Source organism: Pseudomonas kielensis (genome assembly GCF_014236655.1).
Classification (GTDB): domain Bacteria; phylum Pseudomonadota; class Gammaproteobacteria; order Pseudomonadales; family Pseudomonadaceae; genus Aquipseudomonas; species Aquipseudomonas kielensis.
In genome coordinates this window covers 40,918-63,390 of record NZ_JACMYG010000033.1, presented here as the reverse complement: position 1 = coordinate 63,390, position 22,473 = coordinate 40,918, and the positions used below count along the sequence as shown (strand labels likewise).

Sequence of the window (22,473 nt, the reverse complement as noted above, 5' to 3'; positions counted from 1 at the left end):
GAGCGCTGACTATCGCCAACAAGTTAAATGTTCCTGTCCCCTGTAAAAACGTTTTGTTACCTGGTTGATTTTGACGCCATACAACAGACGCTTGTTTCCTGGCGTCATTAACCCAGCTGAAGTTTGTATGTGGGGGCACTCACTCGCTAATCCAAGGACAAGTACGAAAGTCTGATAAGGACACATGCTCTAAAGTCACCCCCTCTTATTGGGGCAGCCCACAGTCGACAAGGCCTTTGGCGATAGGCGTACGCATTGCGATTATCGGCTGGCGGTTCGATAATCGCCCAAAGTTGACTGCCCACGGCTTGTGCGCACGCTTGGGGGCAGCCTGTAATAGCCGACGAACCCAGGGGAACGACCTGAAATGAACGATCAATTGCGCAATTCCTTCACTTCAGCCGCGCCGCCAATTGTCGCTTCCCCCGCCAAGCGGATCCAGGCACTGACCGGGGACCCGGACTTCATGACGTCCCTGGCCCGAGGCCTGGCCGTGGTGCAAGCCTTCCAGGAGCGCAAGCGCCACCTGACCATTGCCCAGATCAGCCACCGCACCGAAATTCCCCGGGCTGCGGTGCGCCGCTGCCTGCATACCCTGATCAAGCTCGGCTACGCCACCACCGACGGGCGAACCTATTCGCTGTTGCCCAAGGTGCTGACCCTGGGCCATGCCTACCTGTCTTCGACGCCCCTGGCGGTCTCGGCCCAACCTTACCTGGACCGCATGAGCGAGCAATTGCACGAGGCCTGCAACATGGCCACGCTCGAAGGGAATGACATTCTGTATATCGCCCGCTCGGCAACGACCCAGCGCCTGATCTCGGTCGACCTCTCGGTCGGCGGGCGCTTGCCGGCCTACTGCACGTCCATGGGGCGAATCCTGTTGGCGGCGCTGGATGACGCGTCATTGCGTGAGTACCTCGATCACGCCGACCTGCAGGCCAAGACCAGCCGCACCCTGCATACCCCCGAAGCATTGCTCGAGTGCCTGCAGGAAGTCCGCCAGCAGGGTTGGTGCATTGTCGATCAGGAACTGGAGCAGGGTCTGCGCTCGATCGCCGTGCCGGTGTACGACGCCTCGGGCCAGGTGTTGGCGGCACTGAACGTCAGCACCCATGCCGGGCGCGTCGGGCGCAACGAGCTGGAGCAGCGGTTTCTCCCGGGCCTGCTGAGTGCCAGTCGTGAACTGAGTGCCCAGTTGTTCGCCTGAGCTGCTCGATAAACCCATCCCGACGCCAGGTGTCCCGAATGGATCGATAGGCTGACAACAATCTGTTCGATAAACGAACACTTAGTCGATTATCGGATTGTTTGGGTTTTTTTAGCGGCTTACTCTTCAGTCAATCCGGCGCCGCACATCGCGCCCCGTCCTCCACGTCGGTTTACTGAAGCTCGGGAGTCCACCCCCATGGCAGAAATCCTTTCGCTGCACGATGCCGTGAAGCAATTCGTGAATGACGGCGACACCGTCGCCCTCGAAGGCTTCACTCACCTGATTCCAACCGCAGCAGGTCATGAAATCATTCGTCAGGGGAAGAAAGATCTGACCCTGGTACGCATGACCCCCGACCTGGTGTACGACCAGTTGATCGGTGCCGGTTGCGCTCGCAAGCTGATTTTCTCCTGGGGCGGTAACCCGGGCGTGGGTTCGCTGCACCGTCTGCGCGATGCCGTTGAGAAGCAATGGCCCCACGCGCTGGAAATCGAAGAACACAGCCACGCTGACCTGGCCAATGCCTACGTCGCGGGCGCCTCTGGCCTGCCGTTCGCGGTATTGCGCGCCTACGCCGGTTCCGACCTGCCCAAGGTCAACCCACTGATCAAGACCGTGACCTGCCCCTTCACCGGTGAAGTGCTGGCGGCGGTGCCGTCGGTGCGCCCGGATGTGACGGTGATCCATGCGCAAAAGGCCGACCGCAAGGGCAACGTGCTGCTCTGGGGCATTCTTGGCGTGCAAAAAGAAGCGGCATTGGCCGCCAAGCGTTGCATCGTCACCGTCGAAGAAATCGTCGATGACCTCAAGGCCCCGATGAATGCCTGCGTGCTGCCGACCTGGGCCCTGAGCGCGGTCTGTCATGTGCCAGGCGGTGCGCATCCGTCCTACGCCCACGGTTACACCGAGCGTGACAACCGCTTCTACCAAGCCTGGGACCCGATTGCCCGCGACCGTGAAACCTTCACCGCGTGGATCAACGAGTACATCCACGGCAGCGCTGACTTCAGTGAATTCCAGGCCAAGCTGGCTCGTGCTTCGGAGGCCAAATAATGACTTACTCCACCAATGAAATGATGACCGTGGCGGCCGCCCGCCGTCTGAAAAACGGTTCGGTGTGCTTCGTCGGCATCGGTTTGCCCTCCAAAGCCGCCAACCTCGCGCGCCTGACATCCTCGCCGGACGTGGTGCTGATCTACGAGTCGGGTCCGATTGGCGCCAAGCCCAGCGTGCTGCCGCTGTCCATCGGTGATGGCGAACTGGCGGAAACTGCTGACACGGTGGTGCCTACCGGTGAAATTTTCCGCTACTGGCTGCAAGGCGGGCGGATTGACGTCGGCTTCCTTGGCGCGGCGCAGGTCGACCGGTTCGGCAACATCAACACCACGGTGGTTGGTGACTACCATCAGCCCAAGGTTCGCTTGCCAGGTGCCGGCGGCGCACCGGAGATCGCCGGTTCGGCGAAAAGTGTGCTGATCATTCTCAAGCAGTCGGCGCGTTCGTTCGTCGACAAGCTGGACTTCATTACCTCGGTCGGTCATGGCGAAGGCGGCGACTCGCGCCAGCGTCTCGGCCTGCCAGGTGCAGGGCCGGTGGGCATCATCACCGACCTGTGCATCATGGAGCCGGAAGCCGGCACCCATGAGTTCGTGGTCACGGCGCTGCACCCGGGGGTAACCCGCGAGCAAGTGGTGGCGGCCACCGGTTGGGCCGTCCGTTTCGCCGAGCAGGTGCAGCAGACCGCCGAGCCGACAGCCGTCGAGCTGGCGGCCCTGCGCGATCTGGAAGCGCGGACCGCAGCCGCCCACGGCCAGGCACCGGGAGAAGCATGATGCGCGAGGTGTATATCTGCGATGCGATTCGCACCCCCATCGGCCGCTTTGGTGGCGGCTTGTCCAGCGTGCGCGCTGATGATCTGGCCGCGGTGCCGATCAAGGCCTTGATCGAACGTAACCCGGGCGTTGACTGGAATGCGGTGGACGAGGTGTTCCTCGGTTGCGCCAACCAGGCCGGTGAAGACAACCGGAACGTCGCGCGCATGGCTTTGCTGCTGGCCGGGTTGCCGCAGAGCATTCCCGGGGTGACCCTCAACCGCCTCTGTGCCTCGGGCATGGATGCCATTGGCACCGCCTTCCGGGCGATTGCCAGCGGCGAAATGGAGCTGGCGATTGCCGGTGGCGTCGAATCGATGTCCCGCGCACCCTTTGTCATGGGCAAGGCCGACGCGGCGTTCTCGCGGGGCATGAAACTGGAAGACACCACCATTGGCTGGCGCTTCATCAACCCCTTGATGAAAGCCCAGTACGGCGTGGATGCGATGCCACAGACCGCCGACAACGTGGCGGACGACTATGGGGTGTCACGCGCGGATCAGGATGCCTTTGCCCTGCGCAGTCAACAGCGCACTGCGGCGGCGCAGGCAGCAGGTTTCTTCGCCGAAGAAATCGTCCCGGTGCGTGTTGCCCACAAGAAAGGCGAAAGCCTGGTCGAGCAGGACGAGCATCCCCGGGCCGACACCACCCTGGAAACCCTCAGCAAGCTCAAACCGGTCAATGGCCCGGATAAAACCGTGACGGCCGGCAACGCGTCGGGCGTCAACGATGGCGCGGCGGCGCTGATCCTGGCATCTGCCGAGGCGGTGAAGAAACACGGCCTGACGGCGCGCGCCAAAGTGCTCGGCATGGCCAGTGCCGGCGTGGCCCCTCGGGTTATGGGCATCGGCCCGGTGCCGGCAGTGCGCAAGCTGATCGAGCGTCTCGGCGTGGCGATCAGTGATTTCGACGTGATCGAGCTCAATGAAGCCTTCGCCAGCCAGGGCTTGGCGGTGCTGCGTGAGCTGGGCCTGGCCGATGACGCGGCGCAGGTCAATCCCAACGGCGGCGCCATTGCCCTGGGGCACCCGTTGGGCATGAGTGGGGCGCGATTGGTGTTGACGGCCCTGCATCAACTGGAAAAAACCGGCGGCAAAAAAGCCTTGGCGACCATGTGCGTGGGCGTTGGCCAAGGCCTGGCGCTGGCGATCGAGCGGGTCTGACCGCAGCGCTTCGTTGTACCGCGGGTAAGCCCTGCTCCCCTGGGAGCCAGGCTTGCCCGCGAAGGCGTCATGACTGACGTGCAAATGCCTGTATGAGTCATTCCAGGGAACGGGATTGTTGCAAAGTATGTCTAGACGTTTACTGTCCCCACCGAGTGTAAAAACCATGACATCCATGACAAGCCACTACACCGCTGAAGAGCGGGGTAAGAGAATTTTTGCGATTGTCGGGGCTTCCTCCGGCAACCTGGTCGAATGGTTCGACTTCTACGTCTATGCATTCTGCGCGATCTACTTCGCGCCCGCTTTCTTCCCCTCCGACAACCCCACGGTGCAGTTGGTCAACACCGCCGGTGTATTCGCGGCCGGGTTCCTGATGCGCCCCATCGGTGGCTGGCTGTTCGGTCGGGTGGCCGACAAGCACGGGCGCAAGAATTCCATGATGATCTCGGTGCTGATGATGTGCGCCGGCTCCTTGCTCATCGCCTGCCTGCCCACCTACAAGGACATTGGCGTCTGGGCGCCGATCCTGTTGTTGGTCGCCCGGTTGTTCCAGGGCCTGTCGGTGGGTGGCGAGTACGGCACCACCGCGACCTACATGAGTGAAGTGGCGCTCAAGGGCCAGCGCGGGTTTTTCGCCTCGTTCCAGTACGTGACCCTGATTGGCGGGCAACTGCTGGCGGTATTGCTGGTGGTGATCCTGCAGCAGTTCCTGTCTGAGGATGAATTGCGCGCCTGGGGCTGGCGGATTCCGTTTGTCGTGGGGGCGGTTGCCGCGGTGATTTCGTTGCTGCTGCGTCGCTCGCTCAAGGAAACCACCAGCAAGGAAATGCGCGAAGACAAGGACGCCGGCAGCATCCGCGCGTTGTTCCGCGATCACAAGACGGCGTTCATCACCGTGCTGGGCTACACCGCCGGTGGCTCGCTGATTTTCTACACCTTCACCACCTATATGCAGAAGTACCTGGTGAACACCGCCGGGATGCACGCCAAGACCGCCAGCTACATCATGACCGGCGCGCTGTTCCTTTATATGTGCATGCAGCCGTTTTTCGGCATGCTGGCCGACAAGATCGGTCGGCGTAATTCGATGCTCTGGTTCGGTGCCCTGGGCACGCTGTGCACGGTGCCGATCCTGCTGAGCCTGAAGTCAGTCACCAGCCCGTTCCTGGCCTTCGTGCTGATTACCCTGGCGCTGGCAATCGTGAGTTTCTACACCTCCATCAGCGGTCTGGTGAAAGCCGAAATGTTCCCGCCGCAAGTGCGCGCCCTGGGCGTGGGCCTGGCCTACGCGGTGGCCAACGCCATCTTCGGCGGTTCGGCGGAGTTCGTGGCCCTGAGCTTGAAGTCGGTGGGCATGGAAAACTCGTTCTACTGGTACGTGACGGTGATGATGGCCGTCGCGTTCCTGTTCAGTCTGCGCTTGCCCAAGCAGGCGGCGTATCTGCATCACGACCTTTGACCGGCTGGCGCGCGCCTGAATCGGGCGCGCGCTGTCCGCACACCTGGCCCTGGCGGTCTCAAGGAGAAATCTGTGGCATTTGTACAATTGGCCGACGGCGAACTGCACTACCAACTCGACGGACCCGAACACGCCCCGGTGCTGGTACTGTCCAACTCACTGGGCACTGACCTGCACATGTGGGATGGGCAGATCCCGCTGTTTGCCGAGCATTTTCGGGTATTGCGTTTCGACACCCGTGGTCATGGTCGTTCGCTGGTGACGCCCGGGCCGTACAACATCGAGCAACTGGGCCGTGACGTGCTGGCCCTGCTGGACGCCTTGCACATCGAGCGCGCGCATTTCTGCGGCCTGTCCATGGGCGGGTTGATCGGCCAGTGGCTGGCGATCAATGCTGGCGAGCGTCTGTTGTCACTGGTGGTGTGCAACACCGCGGCGAAGATTGGCGAGCCGGCGATCTGGGACCCACGTATTGAAATGGTCCTGCGCGAGGGGGCCGCTGCAATGGTGGCCCTGGGCGATGCCTCCATTGCCCGCTGGTTCACCGCGGATTTCGCTGCGGCCAACCCGGCGGCGACCAAGCGAATCACCGATATGCTGGCCGCAACGTCGCCACAAGGTTACGCGGCCAATTGCGCGGCGGTTCGGGATGCCGATTTTCGCGAGCAACTGGCGGCGATCCAGGTGCCGACGCTGGTGATTGCCGGCACTGAAGATGCGGTTACGCCGCCGGCCGGTGGACACTTCATCGAGCAGCGGGTGGCAGGTGCGCACTATGCCGAGTTCTACGGCGCGCACCTGTCCAACGTGCAGGCTGGCGACGCGTTCAGCCACTGTGTGCTGAACTTCCTGCGGGCCCACTGAGGCGCTGGAACCTGCGGCGGGTTCAGGGTTTGTCGTGACCCCAGATCCAGTTCCACGCCCCGGGCAAGCGTGCAGGCTCATCGGCATCGTGCAGGGTACGAGCCATGGCTGCACGCTGCAAGGCGGCCGAATCGTCGTAGAACGGCTTGGCTGCCAGGGGCACGTGGGTCTCTCGGGCGCTGTCGAGCAGGATCTGCAGGTATTCGGCCATGTGCCGGGCGGTGTAGCGATTGAGGTCGTGAAAGGTCACCACCACCGGAATCACGCCATCCACTGTCGGCAACTCACCCTTGGCAATTCGCTCGCGGGTCTCTGACAACTGCCTGAGCAGGTTGGCCCGCCGGCGTGGGCTGGCGGTGATGCCCCAGACTTTGCCGTCATTGGCGCTCAAGTCCGTCAGCAAAACATGCAGGCCATGCCGTTGATAGGCGGCGAAGGTGCGCGCGTCGTAACTCCAGAACGGCGGACGCACCAGGGTCGGTGCTGCGCCGGTGATCGCGGTGATGTCGTCGGTGCCCCAGGTGAGCGCCTGTTCGAGTGCTTGCGGATCAAGGGCGCGATGATTGCTGTGCCACGGCGTGGCGGTGTGGAAGCCCAGGATATGGCCGGCCGCGTGTTCACGCAGCATGGTTTTGCGGCCCCGTTCACTGCCACCGGCCCGTGGCGCGCGGGTCTGGACAAAGAACACCGCCTTGATGTCCGGCTGAATCGGGTTGTTGGCCAACACTTCCATGACCGCCCGGCTCGGATTGGCCCAGCCGGAGGCGCTGGGACCATCGTCGAAGGTCAGCAGAAAGCGAATGGGCGCGGAGGCCTGCAAGCGTTGCTCGGTCTGCGGCGTCAGTGCAATCGGCGGGCCGATGCAACCGCTGAGGCCAAGCGTAATTGCGAGCACAGAGGCTAAGGTGAGGATCAATTTCATGGCGTTGAGGTGACCGGCGACAAATCAGCAGAGGGGCAACCTGTTGGCGTGTTGTCATTCAGCACACGCCAAGGCGATCGCTCCCGGGGAAGTCCCCATAGGAGCGTCACGACACTGAAGGGTTCAGCAGGCCGGGACAAGTGTATCGAATTAGAGCAGGTTGACCGGATAGCAGGCGATCAACCGATTTTCGTCGAACTCGTTGTCGTCGCTAATGGAGCGGTTCATCAGGATCAGACTGTCATGCTTCACCGGGCGGTGAAAGCGTGTGAGTGCGGATTAGTATTTGTTTCGACGTTTCCAGCGTTGTGCGTGGGCAGTTGTCAACTATCAGACCTGCTAGTGGTTGTGATGAGCTTTATGCATTAGATTTTTATCGTGTTGTCTAGGGGGTAACTAACACTTTAAGTAGCAGGAGGTTGTCATGAAGTTTTCAAGGGCGGAGAACGGAGTGCCAGTTGTTGATGGGAAAGAAGTACCGGAGGTGCCGGGGAGGTTACTTGGAACTCTTAACGTGCAAGATGAAGACACCATTGCTGTTACAGCGACGAGTTTGCAGTTTTACTGGGTGAAGGAACACCCCTATTTTTTTCTGCTCGCAAAGGACGAAAAAATCGGGATGGAGTTGATTCTCATCGGTGACAAGCTTGAGGCTGGCAAAAGGTACGAAATTGGTATGGAGGCTGATCAGGTCGAGGCACAGTTCTCATGGGCTGGCTCTACGGGACATTCTCAGTCGGACAAGATCGGGGGGCTCAATGTCCTCTTCATTACTCCGGAAGGTGATTTTGAGAGAATCGACGGGTATTTCAGTTTTGGCTATAAAGAAATCGGTGTGGGGTTTGAGCGGCAGGTAGAATTTTCGTGTCAGTCTTTCTCGTTTAAAGTTCCGGTATAAATAATCGTGTGGAAGTGTGGGTTGTGATTTGTTCGGCATGTTGAATTTGCGAGGTTGATATAAGTCAGTGTATGGGTTGGTCAAGCCTGGTGGTAATAAAGGCCCGCGTCATGGAGCACATATAGCTCAATGGCGTGGGTTTTTTCGTATTGCCCGATCAGAATGTTTTAGTCGTCAATGTTTGTTCTTCCATCAGCTCATGTTTTTCCGGTTGGGTACTTGTTGTACGGATCGCAATGTTATCGACCGACCGGCTGTGGAGGGGGCGGGGTGGAAAGCCTGATCCCGCCCGCCACGCGGGCAGCAGGCATAAAAAAATCCGCAACCCTTGAGGAGATTGCGGATTGTCGTGAGGCCCGGGGATCAGTCGATCAGCCGGGTGCGCATCGGGCTGATCAGAACATCTTCAGCTTCGGTGCGACTTCTGGCACGGGCTCATTCTTCGCGGTCTGGGCGTTCCAGCCGCCACCCAGGGCTTTGTACAGGTTCACTTCGCTGACCAGTTGCGACAGGCGATCGGTTATCAGCGATTGTTGCGCGCTGAACAACTGACGCTGGGCGTCGAGGAAGGTCAGGTTGCTGTCGACACCAATGCGGTAGCGACGCTCGGCCAGGCGGTAGTAATCCTGGTTGGCCTGGACGAAGTCACGCTGGGCCTGCAACTGCTGGTTGAAGGTCTGGCGTGCGGCGAGGCCGTCGGAGACTTCCTGGAAGGCGGTCTGGATCGATTTCTCGTACTGCGCAACCGTGATGTCTTTCTGGATTTTCGAGTAATCCAGGCTGGCACTCAGGGCGCCGGCGTTGAAGATCGGCAGGTTGATCTGGGGCTGGAACAACCAGGTCCCCGAACCGCCCTTGAACAGGCCGGACAGGTCCGGGCTGAGCGTGCCGGCGTTGGCCGTCAGGCTGATGCTCGGGAAGAACGCTGCCCGTGCCGCGCCGATGTTGGCGTTGGCAGCCTTGAGGTTGTGCTCGGCGGCCAGGATGTCCGGGCGTCGTTGCAGCAGGTCCGAAGGCAGGCCGGCCGGCACTTCGCTGAGCAGATCGTCAGCCAATGGCTTGGCAGTGGTCAGGTTGGCGGGCACACCGGTACCCAGCAGCAGGGTCAGGCTGTTTTCGTCCTGGGCGACCAGGCGGGTGTACTTGGCCAGTTGCACCTTGGCGTTTTCCACCGAGGTCCGCGACTGGCTCAGGTCCAGTGCCGAGGCCACGCCGACTTCGTTGCTGCGCGCGGTGAGGCGGTAGCTTTCTTCGAAGGTGGCGAGGGTGTCCTGCGTCAGCTTCAGCAGTTCCTTGTCGGCCTGCCAGGTCAGGTAGGCGTTGGCCACGTTGGCCACCAGGCTGAGCTGGGTGCTGCGCCGCGCTTCTTCAGTGGCGAAGTAGGTCTGCAGCGCTTGCTCGTTGAGGCTGCGAATACGCCCGAACAGGTCCAGCTCATAGGCGCTGACACCCAGGGTCGCCGAGTAGGAGCTGCTGATCCCGGCTTCGCCGGTTTGCGAGGCGTCCGCCGGGAGGCGTTGGCGGCTGCCGCTGCCATTGGCCGAAACGGCGGGGAACAGGTCGGCGCGGGAAATGCGGTACTGGGCCGCATAGGCGTCGATGTTCAGCGCCGCGACGCGCAGGTCACGGTTGTTTTCCAGCGCGGTCTGGATCAGTTGCTGCAGGGCCGGGTCATGGAAAAACTGCTTCCAGCCTTGCTCGGCGGCGGCCTGGTTCGGCGCCTGGGCCGGCGAGTAAGCCGGCCCTTGCGGGTACTGCCCGGCCACAGGGGCCTCGGGCTGCTGATAATCGGGTATCAGCGAGCAGCCACCGAGCACGAACGCGGCGACGGCTAGGGAGAGTAGCGACTTGCTCATTGGCCAGCCTCTTTAGGAGTTTCTATGGCGTCATCCTGCTTGGCAGTCTTGCGCTGCCCCATGGATGACACGGTGACAAAGAACAGGGGTACCCAGAACACGGCCAGTACGGTGGCGGTGATCATACCGCCGATCACCCCGGTACCGATGGCGTGCTGGCTGCCCGACCCGGCACCAGTGGAAATGGCCAGTGGCACCACACCCAGGACGAACGCGAGCGAGGTCATGATGATCGGTCGCAGACGCATCCGGCAGGCTTCGATGGCCGCATCGCGCAGGGTGCGTCCCTGTTCATGCAGTTCCTTGGCGAATTCGACAATCAGAATGGCGTTTTTCGCCGCCAGACCGATGGTCGTCAACAGGCCTACCTGGAAGTACACGTCGTTGGACAGGCCGCGCAGGCTGGTGGCGAGCAGGGCACCGATGATCCCCAGCGGCACCACCAACATCACCGCGATTGGGATCGACCAACTTTCGTACAACGCCGCCAGACACAGGAACACCATCAGCAGCGAGAGGGCGTACAGGGCCGGTGCCTGGGAACCCGACAGGCGTTCCTCATAGGACAGGCCCGTCCAGGAAATACCTACCCCGGCCGGCAACTTCTTGGCCAGGGCTTCGACTTCAGCCATGGCTTCACCGGTGGAGTAGCCCGGGGCCGGAGCACCGAGGATTTCCATGGCTTCCACGCCGTTGTAACGCGCCAGCTTCGGCGAGCCGTAGATCCAGGTGCCCTTGGCGAAGGCCGAGAACGGCACCATGGTCCCCTGGCTGTTGCGTACGTACCACTTCTTCAGGTCTTCAGGGGTCATCCGCGAACCCGGCACACCCTGAATGTAGACCTTCTTCACCCGACCACGGTCGATGAAGTCGTTGACGTAGCTACTGCCCAGGGCAATCGACAGGGTGCTGTTGATGTCGGTCAGCGTTACGCCCAGGGCGCTGGCTTTCTCGTCATCGATTTCCAGCTGGAACTGCGGTTCGTCGTTCAGGCCGTTAGGACGTACCTGGGACAGCACCTTGCTCTGTGCCGCCATGCCGAGGAACTGGTTGCGTGCTTGCATCAGCTTCTCGTGCCCGATACCGGCGCGGTCCTGCAGGAACACGTCGAAACCGGTGGCGTTACCCAACTCCAGTACCGCTGGCGGGGCGAAGGCGAACACCATGGCATCACGGAAGGTGAAGAAGTGCTGCTGGGCCCGTGCCGCGACCTTGAACACGCTGTTGTCGGCGTTACGCTCGTCCCACGGCTTGAGCATGATGAACGCCATGCCCGAGCTTTGGCCACGGCCGGCAAAGTTGAAGCCGTTGACCGTGAACACGGAGGCAACCGCATCACCTTCACCGCCGTCCTTGCCGGAACGCAGGAGGTACTCGCGCATTTCATCGACCACCACCTGGGTGCGCTGGGCACTGGAGCCGGCCGGGGTCTGGACCTGGGCGAACAGAACGCCCTGGTCTTCTTCCGGCAGGAACGCGGTCGGGATGCGGGTGAACAGCCAGATCATGCCGACGATGATGATCAGGTAGGCCAGCAGGTACGGCGCCTTGTGCGTGAGGATGTTGCCCACGCCACGCTCGTAGCTGCGTACGCCGCGATCGAAGTTGCGGTTGAACCAGCCAAAGAAACCACGCTTGGGTGTGCCGTGCTCGCCCTTGGGAATGGCCTTGAGCATGGTGGCGCAGAGGGCTGGGGTGAAGATCAGGGCGACCAGCACCGAGAGGGCCATGGCCGACACGATGGTGATCGAGAACTGCTTGTAGATCACCCCGGTGGAGCCGCTGAAGAACGCCATCGGCAGCAGTACCGCCGACAGTACCAGGGCAATGCCCACCAGTGCGCCCTGGATCTGGCCCATGGATTTCTTGGTGGCTTCCTTGGGCGACAGGCCTTCTTCGCTCATCACCCGTTCGACGTTTTCCACCACGACGATGGCGTCGTCCACCAGCAAGCCGATGGCCAGGACCATGCCGAACATGGTCAGGGTGTTGATGCTGAACCCGAACGCCGCGAGGATGCCGAAGGTACCCAGCAATACCACGGGCACGGTCATGGTGGTGATGACGGTGGCGCGGAAGTTTTGCAGGAACAGGAACATCACCAGGAACACCAGCACGATCGCTTCGACCAGGGTGTGTACTACGCCCTTGATCGATTCGGTCACCACCGGGGTGGTGTCGTACGGGAAGACCACTTCCATGCCTTCAGGGAAGAACGGCTTGAGGCTTTCGATGGTGGTGCGCAGGGCTTTGGCAGTATCCAGCGCGTTGGCGCCGGTGGCCAGTTTCACCGCAAGGCCGGAGGCCGGTGCGCCGTTGAACTGGGCGTTGATACTGTAGTTCTCGCCGCCCAGGGCGACATCGGCGACATCCTTGAGGCGAACCTGGGAGCCGTCCTTGTTGACCTTGAGCAGGATTTCCTTGAACTGCTCGGCAGTCTGCAGGCGGGTCTTGCCGATGATCGTGGCGTTCAGCTGGGTGCCGGGCAGGGCAGGCAAGCCGCCGAGCTGACCGGACGAGACCTGGACGTTTTGTGCCGCAACGGCGGCCTTGACGTCCACCGGTGTCAGGTTGAAGTTGTTCAACTTGGCCGGGTCCAGCCAGATACGCATGGCGTACTGGGCACCGAACACCTGGAAGTCGCCGACGCCGGCGGTCCGGGAAATCGGGTCCTGCATGTTGGACACGATGTAGTTGGACAGGTCGTCCTTGGTCATGCTGCCGTCACGCGATACCACACCGATCACCAGCAGGAAGTTCTTCACTGCCTTGGTAACGCGGATCCCCTGTTGCTGCACTTCTTGCGGCAGCAGCGGGGTGGCCAGGTTCAGTTTGTTCTGGACCTGGACCTGCGCGGTGTCGGAGTTGGTGCCTTGCTCGAAGGTCGCGGTGATGGTCATGGTGCCGTCGGAGTTACTTTCCGAGGACACATAACGCAGGTTGTCGATACCGTTGAGCTGCTGCTCGATCACCTGGACCACGGTGTCCTGCACAGTCTGTGCAGATGCACCTGGGTAGGTCACGGAGATGGCGATCGCTGGTGGTGCGATGCTCGGGTATTGGTTGATTGGCAGCTTGAGGATCGATAGAGCCCCGACCAACATGATCACCAGGGCAATTACCCAGGCGAAAATCGGACGGTCGATAAAAAATTTCGACATGGTTTACTCCCCTTTGCCGCCTGCAGCTTTGTCTGTTGCCTGTGCAGGGGCCGGGTTTTTCGCGGCTACGTTGGTCGCTTCGCTGACTTTGACTTCAACGCCGGGCTTGACGTACTGCAGGCCTTCGGTGATCAGGCGATCGCCTGCCTTGAGGCCGTCTTCGATCAGCCACTGGCTGCCCACGGTGCGGCTGGCCTTGAGCTGGCGCAGTTCGACCTTGTTGTCAGGGCCTACGACCAGTGCGGTCGGCGATCCTTTGAGGTCACGGGTCACGCCTTGTTGCGGTGCCAGGATGGCGGCAGCGTTGACCCCGGCTTGCAGTTGGGCGTGGACGAACATGCCTGGCAGCAGGGTGTGGTCGGGGTTGGGGAATACGGCGCGCAAGGTCACGGAACCGGTGGCTTCATCGACCGAGACTTCGGAGAACTCCAGCTTGCCCTGGCGCTTGTACTCACTGCCGTCCTCGAGGGTCAGCTTGACCATCGCGGCATTTTCACCGGCTTTCTGCAGGCGACCACTTTCCAGTTCACGGCGCAATTCCAGCAGTTCCACCGAGGATTGCGTTACGTCGACGTAGATCGGGTCCAGTTGCTGGATCACGGCCATGGCGTCGACCTGGCCATTGTTGACCAGGGCCCCTTCGGTGACGTTGGAGCGACCGATTCGTCCGGTCAGCGGCGCCAGTACCTTGGTGTAGCGCACGTTGATCTGGGCGGTCTGCAGCGAGGCTTCCGATTGCAGGCGGTTGGCCAGGGCAGTGTCGTACTCCTGGCGGCTGACGGCTTGTTCGGTGACCAGTTGTTTGTAGCGATCGGAAATCGACTTGGTCGATTGCAGATTGGCTTCGGCGCTTTTCAGGGTGGCCTGGTAGACCGCAGGATCGATCTGGTAGAGCTGCTGGCCTTCCTTGACTTCAGCGCCTTCTTTGAACAGGCGCTTGAGGATGATGCCGTTGACCTGTGGGCGAACTTCCGCAATGCGGTAGGCCGTGGTGCGGCCCGGCAGTTCTGAGGTCAGGGTAAAGGCTTGGGCTTGCAGGGTTACGACGCCGACCTGAGGGGCTTGTGCAGCAGGGGCCGCCTCTTCCTCTTTACATCCGCTGAGCAGCGATGCCAGGGCGACGGCAGTGACCAGAGCGGTAACAGCTGGCTTGAATTGCATGAAGATCCTCGGGTCAGGCGCGCACAATGCGCACTAGAAAAGTGGAAAGATGAAAAAGTCGCGGTAAGTGGATAAGTAGCTTGCTAAGGAATATACTTACGTTCATGGTTGTTTGTAAACACCTTTGACCGCGTACACACCCGGTTACAAGAGCTGTTTCAAGGTGTGAATTGTAGGCCGGGGACCCAGCCCGTAAGAGGTGATCCCCACAATTGTTCAGAAGATGTTCAGGCATCGCTGAAGCATTCCTGATTGAGGTTTTACTGCCATGGTTCGTCGCACAAAAGAGGAAGCGCAAGAAACCCGCAACCAGATACTGGAAGCCGCCGAGCAGGCTTTTTACGAGCGGGGCGTGGCGCGTACTACGCTGGCGGACATCGCCACCCTGGCCGGAGTGACTCGGGGTGCTATCTACTGGCATTTCAGCAACAAGGCGGACCTGGTCCAGGCCATGCTCGACAGTCTGCGCGAGCCGCTGGATGAGATGGCGCGGGCGAGCGAAAGTGCAGACGAAGAAGATCCGCTGGGCTGCATGCGCAAGCTGCTGATTCATTTGTTTCATCAAGTTGCCTTGGACCCGAAGACCCGCCGCATCAATGAGATTCTGTTTCACAAATGTGAGTTCACAGATGAAATGTGTGATCTGCGCCAACAACGTCGCACGGTCAGTCTGGATTGCAACGTGCGTATCGCGCTGGCATTGCGTAATGCAGTGAATCGTGGACAGTTGCCGGAAAACCTCGACACCGAGCGTGCGGCGGTGAGTATTCATGCCTACATCGACGGCATGCTTTATCAATGGCTGCTGGCCCCCGAAAGCTTTGAGTTGCACCTGGAAGCCGAACGCTGGGTCGACACCGGGCTGGAAATGCTGCGCTTGAGCCCCAGCCTGCGACTGCCGGACAACATGCGTAATTGAGTCTGTCTGTGTCAACACTTAAGGTGAACACGGTCCCGACTGCATTCGCCTATTGGCGATGGGGTGCTTTTATATACGGACACTCGCCTGCTTGATAGATAGCGGGCTACGTATTTTGTAGGGAAATTGTGTCGAGTGTGTGAATGAGTGTGAGCCACCCGCTGTTCAAGACCGCCGAACAACCCGTCAAGGGCATTCTCCTGATTTGCCTGGCTGTGCTGTTGTTCGCCAGCCATGACACCCTGTCCAAATACCTCTCCGGTTTTTATCCGATAGTCATGGTGGTGTGGGCGCGCTACGTGGTGCACACCCTGTTGATGCTGGTGGTGTTTGTCCCGCGCAGCGGTTTTTCCGCGGTGGTGCGCACCAAGCGTCCCGGGCTGCAATTTTTGCGGGCCATGTGCCTGATCGGCACCAGCCTGTTTTTCACGACCGGGTTGCGCTACATCCCGTTGGCCGAAGCCACCGCCGTGAACTTCCTCGCGCCGCTACTGGTGACCGCGTTGTCGGTACCGCTGCTGGGCGAGCACGTGACCCGCCGCCAGTGGCTGGCGGTGCTCGGCGGTTTTGTCGGAGTGCTGATCGTGATCCGCCCAGGCGGGGCGCTGTTTACCCCGACCATCGTATTGCCACTGTGCTCGGCGCTGTGTTTCGGCTTTTACCAGTTATTGACCCGCAAGCTCACCGGCATCGACAGCCCGACCACCAGCAACTTTCTCACCGGCATTATCAACAGCCTGATCATGAGTGCGTTGCTGCCGTTTTTCTGGAGTACCCCAACCTGGTCCCATGCGGTGTTCATGGTTGGCCTGGGCACTTGCGGCATGCTGGGGCACATGCTGCTGACCCAGGCCTTCCGACATGCGGCGCCGGCAATGCTGGCGCCGTTCAGCTATGGGCAGATCCTGTTTGCCGGGATGTACGGCTACCTGATCTTCGACCATACCCCGGACGGCTACGCCATCGTCGGGATCGCGGTCATTTGCCTGAGTGGCCTGGCGGTCGCCTTCGGCCAGCGCAAACGCTGAAGAAACCACGGAAATAAAGAAGCCCCGGTACGAACCGGGGCTTCTTTATTCTGGCTGACGGCTTACAGCGTCGGGTAGTCGATGTAGCCGACCGGCCCCTTGGCGTAGAACAGTTCCGGACGTGCTTCATTGAGCGGTGCATCGGCTTTCAGGCGAGCAGGCAGGTCCGGGTTGGCAATGAATGGCACGCCGAATGCCACTGCATCGGCCTTGCCGCTGGCCAGCCAAGCGTTGGCGCTGTCCTTGGTGAAACGCTCGTTGACGATGTACGGGCCACCGAAAGCGGCCTTGAGCTGTGGCCCGAGGCTGTCGCCGGCTTCTTTTTCCCGCGAGCAGATGAACGCGATACCACGCTTGCCCAGTTCACGTGCCACGTAGGTGAAGGTTTCGGCCAGGTTGTCGTCGCCCATGTCATGCAGGTCGGCACGGGGTGACAGGTGCACACCCACGCGGCCGGGGCCCCAGACTTCAATCGCGGCGTCCGTCACTTCCAGCAGCAGGCGCGCGCGGTTTTCCAGCGAGCCACCGTAGTGGTCGGTGCGCTGGTTGGTGCTGCTTTGCAGGAACTGGTCGAGCAGGTAGCCGTTGGCACCGTGGATCTCCACACCATCAAAGCCTGCGGCCTTGGCGTTTTCGGCGCCCACCCGGTAAGCATCGACGACATCGGCGATCTCGGCGATTTCCAGGGCGCGCGGGGTCGGGAAGTCGGCGAGTGGGCGAACCAGGCTGACATGGCCTTTGGGCTGCAACGCACTCGGCGCGACCGGAGCTTCACCGTTGAGGTAGGAGGGGTGGGAAATCCGCCCCACGTGCCACAGTTGCAGGAAAATCTTGCCGCCAGCGCCGTGGATGGCCTTGGTCACGTTGCTCCAGCCACGCACCTGATCGTTGGACCAGATGCCCGGGGTGTCCGGGTAGCCCACACCCATGGGCGTGACCGAAGTGGCTTCGCTGAGGATCAGCCCGGCCGAGGCGCGCTGTACGTAGTACTCGGCCATCAGCGCGTTGGGCACCCGGCCTTCGTCCGCGCGGCAGCGGGTCAGGGGGGCCATGATGATGCGGTTGGCCAACTCGAGGTCGCCCAGTTTGATCGGATCGAAAATAGTCGTCATGTAATAGCGCTCGTTTGCAGATCAGTTGGTCGCAGGGGCCAGTTCGGCGTCGCCGCCCTGGCGGAAGGTAATCAGGGTCACCAGCAGGGCGAGGACCGCCAGTGCTGCGGCCGCGAGTGGCACGCTGGTCAGGCCGAAACCGTGGGCGATCACACTGCCGCCGACCCAGGCGCCGAGGGCGTTACCGATGTTGAAAGCACCTATGTTCAGGGTCGACACCAGGTTGGGTGCGGCCTTGCCGTAGGTCACCACGTTGACTTGCAGGGCCGGCACGGCGGCAAAACAGGCCGTGGCCCAGAGGAACAGGGTGATTTCGGTGGGGATCAGCGCAATGCTGGTCCAGGTCAGCGCAGTGGAGATCACGGCCATCGAAATGAATACGCCGATCAGCGTGGCGGCCATGCCTTTGTCCGCCAGCTTGCCGCCGATGATGTTGCCAACCGTCAGGCCCAGGCCGATCAGCATCAGGGTCCAGGTCACACCCCGGGGCGAGACGCCGGTGACTTCGCCCAGCAGCGGCGCGACATACGTGAACAGAGTGAATACTGAAGCCGCGAACAGTGCGGTCATGCTCAGGGACAGCCAGATCCCGGCGCCCTTGAGGGCTCGCAGTTCGGCGCGCATGTCGAGTTTTTCTTCATCGCGCTTGGCCGGCAGGAAGCGGATCAGGCCGATCAGGGCGATCACGCCAATCACGGTCACCGCCCAGAAAGTCGAGCGCCAGCCGGCCTGCTGACCGAGCGCGGTGCCCAGCGGCACGCCGAGCACGTTGGCCAGGGTCAGGCCGGTGAACATCAAGGCCACGGCCGAAGCACGCTTGTTGGCCGGCACCAGGCCTGCCGCCACCACCGAGCCGATGCCGAAAAACGCACCGTGGCAGAGCGCGGTGACCACCCGGGCAAACATCAGCACGTTGTAGTCGGTGGCCAGGGCGCAGAGCAGGTTGCCAACGATGAAAATCCCCATCAACGCCACCAGCGCCGCCTTGCGTGGCAGTTTGGCGGTGGCCAGGGCCATGAATGGTGCACCGATGGCCACGCCCAGGGCGTAGCCGGTCACCAGCCAGCCGGCGCCGGGAATCGACACGCCGAGGTCGGCCGCCACATCGGGCAGCAGGCCCATGATGACGAACTCGGTGGTACCGATGGCGAAGGCGCTCAAGGCCAGGATGAGGAGCGAGAGGGGCATGGGTGGAATCCTTGTCGAGCCGGTTAGAGCTCTTTGCCTAAGGTGTCGAGGAACGCCTGGATGGTTTCCTCGTTACGTTTGTAGAAATGCCATTGGCCGACTTTCTGGCTGCGGATCAGGCCGGCCCGGTGCAGGGTCGCCAAGTGTGCAGAGACGGTCGATTGCGACAGGCCGCAGCGTTGATCAATTTGCCCGCAGCAAACGCCGAAGTCGGTGCTGTGTTCCTGATCGGGGAACTCGGTCGCGGGGTCTTTCAGCCAGTTGAGGATGTCTCGTCGTACGGGGTGTGCCAGGGCTTTTATTATTTCGTCGAGGTCGATGGTGGACATGGCAGTGCTCGAATTGGGTAAAACGTTATATCGCGATGAAGCGAACTTTAAATCGGTACTTCGCGATATACCAATATGATTTTGATCTGAGGTCAGCTTAAATCGGTATATCGGGTTATAACGATATGTGAGGCGCGGTGCTAAGCTACGCGCTATGAACTATCTCGCACATCTTCACCTCGGTGGCCAGCGTCCCGGCCAATTGCTCGGCAGTTTGTACGGCGATTTCGTCAAAGGACGCCTGCAAGGGCAATTTCCTGCGGAAATCGAGGACGCCATCACCCTGCATCGACAAATCGATGTGTTTACCGACCGTCATGGCTTGGTGGACATCGCGTTGTCGCGTTTCAGCCTGACCCGGCGGCGATATGCCGGGATCGTGCTCGACGTGTTTTTCGACCATTGCCTGGCACGGGATTGGGCGCTGTATGCCGATTCGTCATTGCCGGTCTTCACCGCGGACGTGTACCGGGTGCTCGCCGCTGAACCGCAGCTACCTGAACGCCTGGCGCGGATCGCGCCCTACATGGCGGCGGATGACTGGCTGGGTTCGTATCGCGAGTTTGCGGTGCTCGACCAAGTGCTGCGGGGGATCTCGCGGCGCCTGTCACGTCCCGAAGAACTGGCCGCCGCGATGCAGGAGCTGGAGCGTCTGTATGAACCGCTGAGCGAGGACTTTCGTTTGTTCTATCCAGAACTGCAGCGGTTTGCCGCGCAGCACCTGCGTACCCCTTGAGGCTCAGGCCGCGATCAACTCACCGGCAGGCCTTGGTCGGGCCGGTTGTGCCACGTCACCGAACAAGGCGTTGTGCACCGCTTGCTGGGCGGCAAACGCCAGGGCGGCGCGTTCCTGACCGTGACAGCTTATGGGCTTGAGCAGGTGGATGTGCACGTCGCCCTGATCATTGGCGAACAGGCGCATCAGGTGCGACAGCAGGTCGTCATCCCCGATGAAGGGGGCCAGAGGGTCGATCTGCCCGTCGCGCAGGTAACGGATCGCCACCGGTTGCAGGGCGACATCGGCGTCGATGGCGGCCGAGAGCAGGCGGCCGTGGAAGGTGCGCAGCGAGCGACCATCGGTGGTGGTGCCTTCGGGGAACATCAGCAGAGGATGTTGCTGTTGCAGGTGGCGGCCCATCTGCTTGCGAATCAACTGGCTGTCGCCCGCGCCACGGCGGATGAACAGGCTACCGGCCTTGGCCGCGAGCCAGCCGGCGACCGGCCAGGTGCGCACTTCGGCCTTGGACAGGAACGACAGTGGAGTGAGCATGCCCAGCAGGGGAATGTCGGTCCATGACACGTGGTTGCTGACCCAGAGCATCGGTTGTTGCGGCAATTGTCCGTGCACCGTCACGCGAAAGGGCAGGGCGCGGCTCAAGCGCTTCATGAAAAAACGCGACCAGCGTTGGCGCCGCACCATCGAGTTGGCCACCCCCAGACGCTCGAACAGGCCAAACACCAAGGCCATGCTCAAGCCGAGCGCCACCACCAGCAACACCCTGGCCACCCGCGCGTACACCCGCAAGCGGCTCATTACACAGCCGCCTTGAAATGCTTGGCGTAACGCGGGCAGAGTTCATCGCGCTTGAGCAGGATGAACACATCGGCGACCTGGAAATCTTCGTCCCAGCACGGCTCGCCACAGATCTTCGCGCCCAGGCGCATGTAAGCCTTGAGCAATGGCGGCATTTCGGCAATCACGTTGGACGGGATGTCGAGGCTGGGCAGCGGTTTTTTCGGTTCGGCGCGCAGGTGCTCGGTGCACAGGTAACGCTCGCGCAGGCGCTGCATGATCGCGTGGGCCTGGATCCCGCCGTCCTGCATCGGAATGCTCGCGCAGCCCATCAGGTAGCTGTAGCCACCCTGGTTCAGGACCTCGGCCAACTCCCCCCACAGCACGGCGATGGTGCCGCCGTTGCGGTATGCCGGGTCGACGCAGGTGCGGCCGATTTCCAGGATCGGTCCTTGCAGGTGCACCAGGCCGTGCAGGCTGAATTCCTCTTCACTGTAGAAACGCCCCAGGCTGCTGGCCGCGGTGTGGTCGAGCAGGCGGGTGGTTGCCACCAGGCGTCCGGTGTTCAGGTCCCGCACGCCGATGTGGCTGCAATGCGCATCGTAGTCGTCCATGTCCAGACCCAGGTCAGCGCCTTTGAGTTTGGCGTTGAATTCGCCGCTAAAGACATTGAAGCGCAGGGCCTGGGCTTGCTGCAGGGCCTCGGCACCGATCAGGCGTTCGGCTTGCAGGCGGCGTTCAGTGCCGGTGTCGCGGATGCAGGCGATCTGGGTCATGGCGAATCTCCGTACGGGCTGCTCACCCGTCGTGGGTTGCAGTCGATCGACTTTGTTGTGCAAAGTCAGGCTATGTAGCCCCGGTGTCATCGCCATGAAGCTTTGGTGATGCTTGTATGACAGCCCTTGAGGAGCCGTATATGCCTTGGCAAGCCCTGCTGAACTGCCGCACACGATTGCCCGCAAACCCCGACCTGGCCGAGGGTTACGCCCAATTGCTGGAAACCTTGGGCGCGGTAACACCGTTCGAGTTGGCCGTGCGAGGCGCGCGCTTGATGGCCACACCCGGCTGGGCATTTCTGGTGGGTTACCAGGCCGCCTTGCGCATGTTGTGGCCCAGCGCCCCCCTGAGCCTCGGGGCGTTGTGTGCGACCGAACAGCGCAGCCTGCGCCCGGCGGACATGCAAACCCGCTTGAGCGACCTGCGCCTGAGCGGGCGCAAGGACTTCGTCACCGCTGGCGACGCGGCGGACTGGTTGCTGATTGCCGCACGCAGCGAAGATCCGGGCCAGTCCCCACGCTTGAGCCTGGCGGTGGTGTATCCCGGTGAGCCGGGGGTGCGCCTGGAGAAACTGCCCGCCATCCCCTTGATGCCGGACATCAGCCACGGCCGGCTGTTTCTCGACGGCGCCTTGTGCGAACTGCTGGCCGGCGATGGCTGGGATGCCTACGTCAAACCCTTCCGCACCCTGGAAGACCTGTATGTGCTCAGCGCCCTGTGCGCCTGGTTGTATGGCGTCGGCCAGGACAGCGACTGGCCGCAAGCGCTGCAACTGAAGTTGCTGGCGCTGCTGGCCGGGTGCGCCGAGGTCAGCCGGCAACCGCCCAACAGCAGCGCCGGGCATGTCCTGCTCGGTGGTCTGTTCGCCCAGTTCGACGGTTTGCGAGGCTTGCTGGATCAAGCCTTTGCCGATGGCCCGCCACAGTGGGCGGCCTTGTGGACGCGCGATCGAGGGGTACTCGACCTGGCGGCAGGCGCACGGGCCAAGCGGTTGGCCAAGGCGTTGGCGGCGCCCTTGTAGAATTGTCACCTATCT

General features: G+C 61.6%; 20 protein-coding genes. 11 read left to right on the top strand and 9 right to left on the bottom strand.

Annotation, left to right across the window (positions count from 1 at the left end):
- Window positions 1-367 precede the first annotated feature (367 nt).
- The 6 genes from pcaR to pcaD all read left to right on the top strand — a co-directional run bounded on the left by pcaR (window position 368) and on the right by pcaD (window position 6,573).
- The gene (pcaR, locus tag H7995_RS23905; RefSeq protein ID WP_166592723.1) at window positions 368-1,210 is read left to right on the top strand and encodes a pca regulon transcriptional regulator PcaR; all 843 of its coding nucleotides are present in this window, start codon (window positions 368-370) and stop codon (window positions 1,208-1,210) included.
- Window positions 1,211-1,408: 198 nt separating this feature from the next.
- The gene (locus H7995_RS23900; RefSeq protein ID WP_166592722.1) at window positions 1,409-2,266 is read left to right on the top strand and encodes a CoA transferase subunit A; all 858 of its coding nucleotides are present in this window, start codon (window positions 1,409-1,411) and stop codon (window positions 2,264-2,266) included.
- Window positions 2,263-3,045, top strand: a complete 783-nt coding sequence (locus H7995_RS23895; protein WP_178117424.1) for a CoA-transferase subunit beta — start codon at window positions 2,263-2,265, stop codon at window positions 3,043-3,045. Before H7995_RS23900 ends, H7995_RS23895 begins: the two co-directional genes overlap by 4 nt.
- Window positions 3,042-4,247: a 3-oxoadipyl-CoA thiolase gene (pcaF, locus tag H7995_RS23890; RefSeq protein WP_178117423.1), complete on the top strand. Its 1,206-nt coding sequence runs from the start codon at window positions 3,042-3,044 to the stop codon at window positions 4,245-4,247. Before H7995_RS23895 ends, pcaF begins: the two co-directional genes overlap by 4 nt.
- A 166-nt stretch (window positions 4,248-4,413) precedes the next feature.
- Window positions 4,414-5,709 carry an MFS family transporter gene (locus tag H7995_RS23885; protein ID WP_182343727.1) on the top strand — a complete coding sequence of 432 codons (1,296 nt, stop codon included), beginning with the start codon at window positions 4,414-4,416 and terminating at the stop codon, window positions 5,707-5,709.
- Window positions 5,710-5,781: 72 nt separating this feature from the next.
- On the top strand, window positions 5,782-6,573 hold the full coding sequence (gene pcaD, locus H7995_RS23880) for a 3-oxoadipate enol-lactonase (RefSeq protein ID WP_166592718.1): 792 nt from the start codon (window positions 5,782-5,784) through the stop codon (window positions 6,571-6,573).
- 22 nt (window positions 6,574-6,595) lie between these two features.
- Here pcaD and H7995_RS23875 read toward each other — a convergent pair whose 3' ends face one another.
- Window positions 6,596-7,495: a polysaccharide deacetylase family protein gene (locus tag H7995_RS23875; protein WP_182343730.1), complete on the bottom strand. Its 900-nt coding sequence runs from the start codon at window positions 7,493-7,495 to the stop codon at window positions 6,596-6,598.
- A 424-nt stretch (window positions 7,496-7,919) separates the two neighbouring features.
- On the opposite strand from H7995_RS23875, the gene H7995_RS23870 reads away from it, so the two are divergent.
- Complete coding sequence (locus H7995_RS23870; protein ID WP_166592716.1) at window positions 7,920-8,393, top strand: hypothetical protein; 474 nt, start codon at window positions 7,920-7,922, stop codon at window positions 8,391-8,393.
- Between the two features lie 395 nt (window positions 8,394-8,788).
- On the opposite strand, the gene H7995_RS23865 is transcribed toward H7995_RS23870, so the two are convergent.
- The 3 genes from H7995_RS23865 to emhA are packed head-to-tail and all read right to left on the bottom strand — an operon-like array spanning window position 8,789 to window position 14,571.
- Window positions 8,789-10,249, bottom strand: coding sequence for an AdeC/AdeK/OprM family multidrug efflux complex outer membrane factor (locus H7995_RS23865; RefSeq protein WP_166592715.1), 1,461 nt, complete (start codon window positions 10,247-10,249; stop codon window positions 8,789-8,791).
- On the bottom strand, window positions 10,246-13,410 hold the full coding sequence (emhB, locus tag H7995_RS23860; protein ID WP_185819031.1) for an efflux RND transporter permease subunit EmhB: 3,165 nt from the start codon (window positions 13,408-13,410) through the stop codon (window positions 10,246-10,248). The genes H7995_RS23865 and emhB overlap by 4 nt, the downstream gene beginning before the upstream one ends.
- A 3-nt stretch (window positions 13,411-13,413) precedes the next feature.
- Window positions 13,414-14,571, bottom strand: coding sequence for an efflux RND transporter periplasmic adaptor subunit EmhA (gene emhA / locus H7995_RS23855; RefSeq protein WP_166592713.1), 1,158 nt, complete (start codon window positions 14,569-14,571; stop codon window positions 13,414-13,416).
- Between the two features lie 268 nt (window positions 14,572-14,839).
- Here emhA and emhR point away from each other — a divergent pair, with 268 nt between their 5' ends.
- Window positions 14,840-15,490 carry an efflux system transcriptional repressor EmhR gene (gene emhR, locus H7995_RS23850; protein WP_166592712.1) on the top strand — a complete coding sequence of 217 codons (651 nt, stop codon included), beginning with the start codon at window positions 14,840-14,842 and terminating at the stop codon, window positions 15,488-15,490.
- Between the two features lie 143 nt (window positions 15,491-15,633).
- Entirely contained in the window at window positions 15,634-16,518 is an 885-nt protein-coding gene (locus H7995_RS23845) for a DMT family transporter (RefSeq protein WP_166592711.1), read from the top strand.
- A gap of 62 nt (window positions 16,519-16,580) precedes the next feature.
- Here the strand turns inward: H7995_RS23845 and H7995_RS23840 are convergent, their stop codons facing one another.
- From H7995_RS23840 to H7995_RS23830, 3 genes are read right to left on the bottom strand one after another with little or no spacing between them, the layout of a single operon-like run.
- Complete coding sequence (locus H7995_RS23840) at window positions 16,581-17,630, bottom strand: alkene reductase (protein WP_166592710.1); 1,050 nt, start codon at window positions 17,628-17,630, stop codon at window positions 16,581-16,583.
- 21 nt (window positions 17,631-17,651) lie between these two features.
- Entirely contained in the window at window positions 17,652-18,818 is a 1,167-nt protein-coding gene (locus H7995_RS23835) for an MFS transporter (RefSeq protein ID WP_166592709.1), read from the bottom strand.
- Window positions 18,819-18,841: 23 nt separating this feature from the next.
- A complete protein-coding gene (locus H7995_RS23830; RefSeq protein ID WP_166592708.1) occupies window positions 18,842-19,147 on the bottom strand; it encodes an ArsR/SmtB family transcription factor in 306 nt (101 codons plus the stop codon).
- Window positions 19,148-19,301: 154 nt separating this feature from the next.
- On the opposite strand from H7995_RS23830, the gene H7995_RS23825 reads away from it, so the two are divergent.
- Complete coding sequence (locus H7995_RS23825; RefSeq protein WP_182343738.1) at window positions 19,302-19,883, top strand: acyl carrier protein phosphodiesterase; 582 nt, start codon at window positions 19,302-19,304, stop codon at window positions 19,881-19,883.
- A gap of 3 nt (window positions 19,884-19,886) precedes the next feature.
- On the opposite strand, the gene H7995_RS23820 is transcribed toward H7995_RS23825, so the two are convergent.
- Window positions 19,887-20,681 (bottom strand): lysophospholipid acyltransferase family protein, encoded by a 795-nt coding sequence (locus H7995_RS23820; protein WP_166592706.1) that lies wholly within the window; start codon window positions 20,679-20,681, stop codon window positions 19,887-19,889.
- Window positions 20,681-21,436 (bottom strand): L-ornithine N(alpha)-acyltransferase, encoded by a 756-nt coding sequence (gene olsB, locus H7995_RS23815; protein WP_166592705.1) that lies wholly within the window; start codon window positions 21,434-21,436, stop codon window positions 20,681-20,683. Before olsB ends, H7995_RS23820 begins: the two co-directional genes overlap by 1 nt.
- Window positions 21,437-21,576: 140 nt before the next feature.
- Here olsB and H7995_RS23810 point away from each other — a divergent pair, with 140 nt between their 5' ends.
- Complete coding sequence (locus tag H7995_RS23810; protein ID WP_166592704.1) at window positions 21,577-22,458, top strand: acyl-CoA dehydrogenase middle domain-containing protein; 882 nt, start codon at window positions 21,577-21,579, stop codon at window positions 22,456-22,458.
- Window positions 22,459-22,473: the final 15 nt, after the last annotated feature.

Coding starts and splice junctions, on each gene's coding strand:
- pcaR (WP_166592723.1), top strand. CDS start 368: ATGAACGATCAATTGCGCAATTCCTTCACTTCAGCCGCGCCGCCAATT.
- H7995_RS23900 (WP_166592722.1), top strand. CDS start 1,409: ATGGCAGAAATCCTTTCGCTGCACGATGCCGTGAAGCAATTCGTGAAT.
- pcaF (WP_178117423.1), top strand. CDS start 3,042: ATGATGCGCGAGGTGTATATCTGCGATGCGATTCGCACCCCCATCGGC.
- H7995_RS23885 (WP_182343727.1), top strand. CDS start 4,414: ATGACATCCATGACAAGCCACTACACCGCTGAAGAGCGGGGTAAGAGA.
- H7995_RS23875 (WP_182343730.1), bottom strand. CDS start 7,495: ATGAAATTGATCCTCACCTTAGCCTCTGTGCTCGCAATTACGCTTGGC.
- H7995_RS23870 (WP_166592716.1), top strand. CDS start 7,920: ATGAAGTTTTCAAGGGCGGAGAACGGAGTGCCAGTTGTTGATGGGAAA.
- H7995_RS23865 (WP_166592715.1), bottom strand. CDS start 10,249: ATGAGCAAGTCGCTACTCTCCCTAGCCGTCGCCGCGTTCGTGCTCGGT.
- emhB (WP_185819031.1), bottom strand. CDS start 13,410: ATGTCGAAATTTTTTATCGACCGTCCGATTTTCGCCTGGGTAATTGCC.
- emhA (WP_166592713.1), bottom strand. CDS start 14,571: ATGCAATTCAAGCCAGCTGTTACCGCTCTGGTCACTGCCGTCGCCCTG.
- emhR (WP_166592712.1), top strand. CDS start 14,840: ATGGTTCGTCGCACAAAAGAGGAAGCGCAAGAAACCCGCAACCAGATA.
- H7995_RS23845 (WP_166592711.1), top strand. CDS start 15,634: ATGAGTGTGAGCCACCCGCTGTTCAAGACCGCCGAACAACCCGTCAAG.
- H7995_RS23840 (WP_166592710.1), bottom strand. CDS start 17,630: ATGACGACTATTTTCGATCCGATCAAACTGGGCGACCTCGAGTTGGCC.
- H7995_RS23835 (WP_166592709.1), bottom strand. CDS start 18,818: ATGCCCCTCTCGCTCCTCATCCTGGCCTTGAGCGCCTTCGCCATCGGT.
- H7995_RS23830 (WP_166592708.1), bottom strand. CDS start 19,147: ATGTCCACCATCGACCTCGACGAAATAATAAAAGCCCTGGCACACCCC.
- H7995_RS23825 (WP_182343738.1), top strand. CDS start 19,302: ATGAACTATCTCGCACATCTTCACCTCGGTGGCCAGCGTCCCGGCCAA.
- H7995_RS23820 (WP_166592706.1), bottom strand. CDS start 20,681: ATGAGCCGCTTGCGGGTGTACGCGCGGGTGGCCAGGGTGTTGCTGGTG.
- olsB (WP_166592705.1), bottom strand. CDS start 21,436: ATGACCCAGATCGCCTGCATCCGCGACACCGGCACTGAACGCCGCCTG.
- H7995_RS23810 (WP_166592704.1), top strand. CDS start 21,577: ATGCCTTGGCAAGCCCTGCTGAACTGCCGCACACGATTGCCCGCAAAC.